This is a genomic window from Holospora curviuscula (assembly GCF_002930195.1).
Taxonomy (GTDB): domain Bacteria; phylum Pseudomonadota; class Alphaproteobacteria; order Holosporales; family Holosporaceae; genus Holospora; species Holospora curviuscula.
This window is the reverse complement of the sequence record NZ_PHHC01000113.1, coordinates 1-4,607: the sequence shown is the minus strand read 5'-3', so window position 1 is coordinate 4,607 and position 4,607 is coordinate 1. Positions and strand designations below refer to the sequence as shown.

At 38.8% G+C, this 4,607-nt stretch carries 4 protein-coding genes; 2 read left to right on the top strand and 2 right to left on the bottom strand.

Annotated elements, in window-relative coordinates:
* Positions 1-603: 603 nt before the first annotated feature.
* Together HCUR_RS05920 and HCUR_RS05915 are read right to left on the bottom strand one after the other, a co-directional pair.
* On the bottom strand, positions 604-1,245 hold the full coding sequence (locus tag HCUR_RS05920; RefSeq protein ID WP_104207179.1) for a type II secretion system protein: 642 nt from the start codon (positions 1,243-1,245) through the stop codon (positions 604-606).
* Positions 1,246-1,250: 5 nt separating this feature from the next.
* Positions 1,251-2,663 carry an NAD(P)H-dependent flavin oxidoreductase gene (locus HCUR_RS05915; RefSeq protein ID WP_104207178.1) on the bottom strand — a complete coding sequence of 471 codons (1,413 nt, stop codon included), beginning with the start codon at positions 2,661-2,663 and terminating at the stop codon, positions 1,251-1,253.
* A 144-nt stretch (positions 2,664-2,807) separates the two neighbouring features.
* Between HCUR_RS05915 and smpB the strand changes: the two genes are divergently transcribed.
* Together smpB and HCUR_RS08765 are read left to right on the top strand one after the other, a co-directional pair.
* Positions 2,808-3,275: an SsrA-binding protein SmpB gene (smpB, locus tag HCUR_RS05910; protein WP_423751898.1), complete on the top strand. Its 468-nt coding sequence runs from the start codon at positions 2,808-2,810 to the stop codon at positions 3,273-3,275.
* Positions 3,276-4,427: 1,152 nt separating this feature from the next.
* Positions 4,428-4,583 carry a hypothetical protein gene (locus tag HCUR_RS08765; protein ID WP_165780719.1) on the top strand — a complete coding sequence of 52 codons (156 nt, stop codon included), beginning with the start codon at positions 4,428-4,430 and terminating at the stop codon, positions 4,581-4,583.
* Positions 4,584-4,607: the final 24 nt, after the last annotated feature.

Here is a 4,607-nt window from a genome sequence, read left to right as displayed (position 1 = left end):
AGCCCCTAGCAAAAAGAAAAAGCATGGTCGTTTGGAAAAAAGCGTGTTACGCGTTGGCTTGGATCTGCTGCGGGAATTATTTTTTAAAATTGATCGTTCGGTTAACAATTTCGTGAATGATATTGCGTCAATTTTTAATCAAAACACTGTAATTGAGCGGGTATTTACAGGGAGATAAACTTTTGTCCTGTACAGAGACAGTCCACATCATTTTTAGAACACCAGGATAGGCGAACACATCAACACGCACATCACAATGAAGAGACTTTATTTTGAATCTACACAAATTTTATCTGATAATCCTATACGCGAGACCTTAAATACTATAGAAATCAAGGATTTATCTGGTCCGTTCATTGAATCTGTTGGGTGCACTGTCATCTTTGTCCTACTCTATTCACATAAGATGAATCTAATAAAAAAATTCTAGACTAATATGAACCAAAAGATTAAGAATATAATTACCAAGTTTGATACTTTATATCATTCTTCATCATTTTTTTCATACGTTAAGTGACGTTAAGTAACACTATCTAGAGCACAAAATACTGAGTAAAAAGTAAAACTCTGTCCGGAGGACACACGGCTAGGCACACTGACAGTCTATTCTATGACAAATACATATACAATGCAGCTGCGTTGAGTGTGACGAGCAAATTTTCCTCCCTCTACACATTTTCCCTCTGCTATGCCAGCACCTTCTTGGGCCAAAAATTCACTGGAACTTGGACTACCGTCTCCCCAAGTCTGGGCTAGCTGTTCTGCTTCTTTCGGTGTAAATAACGCACTGTCTAAGCCGTTCTGAGTTTCTTTTCCAATGACCATCCAAATGCCAGAGCGTTCATTAAAGCGAGCGCGTATCAATCCAAAACCGCCTCCTAAAGTATTTTTTGGATACATACACAGTGCACGAAGTTTACTGGATCCCACACCCTCAATCCATTGATCTTGGGATAAAGTACGCCAAATTTTATTGGAGGCATCACTCAAAGCGTCATGATTATCCAAAGCATGTTCTTCTGGAAGCGCTCCATGAATACACCGATAGTGACGAAGCTGGGTAACAATACTCTGAATTTGTTCACAGGTTTTTATAAAACGTCCCTGATCAACAATCTTCCACATTTTCATACCCACTCCGGTAATAATACCAAAAACCGCCAAACCAATGACCACTTCCCAGAGAATAAACCCCCTCTGTCGTCGATTAAGAATCGAGAGAACTGTTCTCTGAATGCGGTACATTTTGACTATTCTCCGGTTTGAATACGCTCTATAAGTTGAGAAACCGTAGGAATAAAGCCGTCTTTGTAAAAGGGATCCTCTCGGAATTTATACGCATTGTGTCCTGCGAACATCAAATTATGTTCTACATCTCCTGTTAAGAGAATGTTTTGCAAAGTTTTTTGAATACAAAAGGATCGAGGATCTGGTTTTTCACCCGTAGACCCTATAATGCTTTGACTCCAATTGCTAAAAGCACAGGCGCTTAGACATCCCATGCAATCTCTTTGGTCTTGCAGTATTTCTGCAGCCTCTTGAGGGGTCGTAAAAATTACTGTTTGGCTGGGAGTTGTCATCCCCGTAATAAAGCCTTGTTGCCTCCAGTGCGCAATATCATCTAAATCTCGTTCTCTCACAAACAACTTTCTTCCCCGAGATCCCAGTTCTAAAACGCCTAAAAATTCTTCGTTTTGAACGTAAACATAAGGAACTTGACGAGAAGAACGTGATATCAGATTTTCGAGAAAGGTATTACGAAACGCAGAAGAATGAAAACCTGTAGGACTAAAGGTATTTAAAAGTACGTCTCCAGGAAGAATAGTGAGTAACCGCTTTTTCCAGCTGTCCGGAATAGGACTTTCTTGCGTAAGCAACGGCCGGGTGCCAAATTGAAATGCAATCAGTCCCAACTCTTCATTATCTATCCAGTGAACCCAATTCTTTAAGTTCCAGACACCTCCTGCCATAATAATAGGAATATGATTAAGAGAAAAATCTCGCATAGATGCTCTTAAAGCCAAGACTCGGCTGTAGGGATCTTCAGGCAACAAAGGATTTTCTTGATTGCTTAGTCCGTTGTGTCCTCCTGCTTTCCATGGATCTTCGTACACCACTGCGCTTAACCAATCGGATACTTTATTGTAAGCACGATTCCACAAAGCTCTAAAAGCCCTTGCAGAAGAAACGATAGGAAGGTAAAATACTTTAAAGCGTGCGGCAATTTCTGCTAATTTGTAGGGCATTCCAGCACCACAAGTAATTCCGTGGATAAGGCCCTTTGTACCACTTAAAATACCTTCCAAAACATTTTCTACACCTCCCATTTCCCACAAAACATTCATATGAATTCGTCCTTTCCCACAAGATAAATCGTAAGCGATCTTAGCCTGTTGAACTCCCCCTGATATTGCTTGTTCAATAAGCTCTTTATGGCGCTCTCTTCGGGTCAGTCCTTTGTAAACCCAAGGCTTGATCTTTCCTTCTGCATCTAACATTGGCGCATTCACGCCAGAAAACGTCCCCACTGCACCGCAAGCTGCCCAGGCTCCTGCGCTGATACCATTGGATGCTCCAATTCCTTTCCCTCCTTCAACCAAAGGTAAAACTTCTTTTCCAGAGATTAGTATAGGGTTTAAAAGCATTGGATTAAAGACGTTCATTGAATATAAAAAATTAGTATTACTGGTTTATTTTACATAAAGCATTAAATTAAAACAAGCCCATTTATTTGTTTTTTTGTTTGATCAAGTCGTTGACTTTTTGATTATTTTTTGATATTATTCGGAATCGATTTTTTACTTCCAATAATTTTGACAAATAGTTCTAAAAAAGTCTTTGCTTTGAACCGAAAAGCGCGATTTTCATATAATATTTTAGATACCTTAGAGGCCGGCCTCGTGTTAAAGGGAAGCGAAGTAAAAGCTATTCGTGAGGGAAAAATAAATATTACTGAAGCCTTTGTGTTGGAGTCAAAAGGAGAGCTTTTCTTATACAATGCTCTCATCAGCTTACGAGCAGAGTCGAAACATTTTGGGCACGATCCCCTGCGATGGAAAAAATTACTGCTTCACAAAAGAGAAATTCAGAGAATGCGTGGTCAAATACAAAAAAAAGGGATGACAGTCATTCCTCTTTCTGTGTACGCTTCCCCTTCTGGGCGCGTTAAAATTCAACTGGCTATTTCTACAGGAAAAGAAAAAGCAGATAAACGCCAAACTATTAAGGAACGCGAATGGAATCGAGAAAAGCAGCGTATTTTGAGACAACACTAGACCGTCTTGAGGAGATCTCCAAAAATTGTGGTCATAAAAACTCGTGCATAAAGCGCTGAACTAAATGTGCAATCCTGAAAAAATTTAGAATCTTTTACAGTAATAATGTGTATTATCGCTGCGGTGATATAATGAAAGAGATACGTTCTCTACGCAATGTTCCCACTTCTACAATACTCAATTTGACTCTTGTTTCTTGGAAAAAATGAAAAAAGTTATGCAATAATCTTGGACTTAACAACATTGCCTATTACATCCTCTATCTTGAGACATACACGCGTTCATAATGTCGTTAAACTATTGGGAGCGTCCTCTTTGAATGAGTCTCAGTACCGTCTATAATCATTATTTTATCCCAAAGAGCAGAATACTTTGTGTTTTTAGACTCCAGTACACTCTTTAAACACACTAATCCTTCTTTTATTTATATTCTGCTAATCCTCATTTTTTTGATTTTTGTTACTGTTTTCTGCTAAAACCAGTTTAAAACCAGAGGTTGAACTAAAAAATATGCTGACCAAGGTAAATTTGTACAGGTAATACAGGTTTGAAGGTGATCAACACTCCTGGAATATTCACTAACTTTATTATTAATTTTGATCTTTTTCTAGAGCCCCCAAGGCCTACGTTTAAAAATAAACACATAAGGAAAGAGTGCAGACAAATTTCGATAAAACGTATTAAATTATTGTGAATCATGGAAAAAACACGCATCACCTACAGTACAAGCTGTGAAGGTCCAGGATCTTGACCTAATTAACATTATCCTTTAATTTTTTTAATGGGTACACGCTTACTGGAGACCTGATCTGGAACCCATCACTTGAGTGACCTTCAAGAATGTATTAATAGGCATAAGAATAAAATATTTTGATTTCCCTCATACTTCACCCAATCATGATCCTGATCAGCGCTTATGGGATGCCTTTCCCCTCACTTAATGTAAAACATGTTTTTACCAATTTTATATTTAGTCTTAACACAGTAACGTCATGAGTATTGAAGGCATTTAAAGCTGTCGTATTCATGAGATTTTCATCGTCAGGGTTTAAGAATTAAGAAGAAAGAAGAGATAAGCTATGAGAAATCGGGTAGACGTTTTGGAATGGGTAAGCAGGCGATAGAGGGAGTACGCGTTTAGAACCGAAACTCGTGCGCTCTAAGCCAGCCAGCACAATAGACATGGACTGTTTAGAACACGATATTACAATGAATCCTAATGCCTATCAGCCAGAGCGCTTTGGAGTTAGCGCTGTTGGCATTTTGAAAGCCCTGAGATGTCTTGATGTTCGCGATAAAAAACCTTAAATCATCCACAGGCGGATCCAGAAA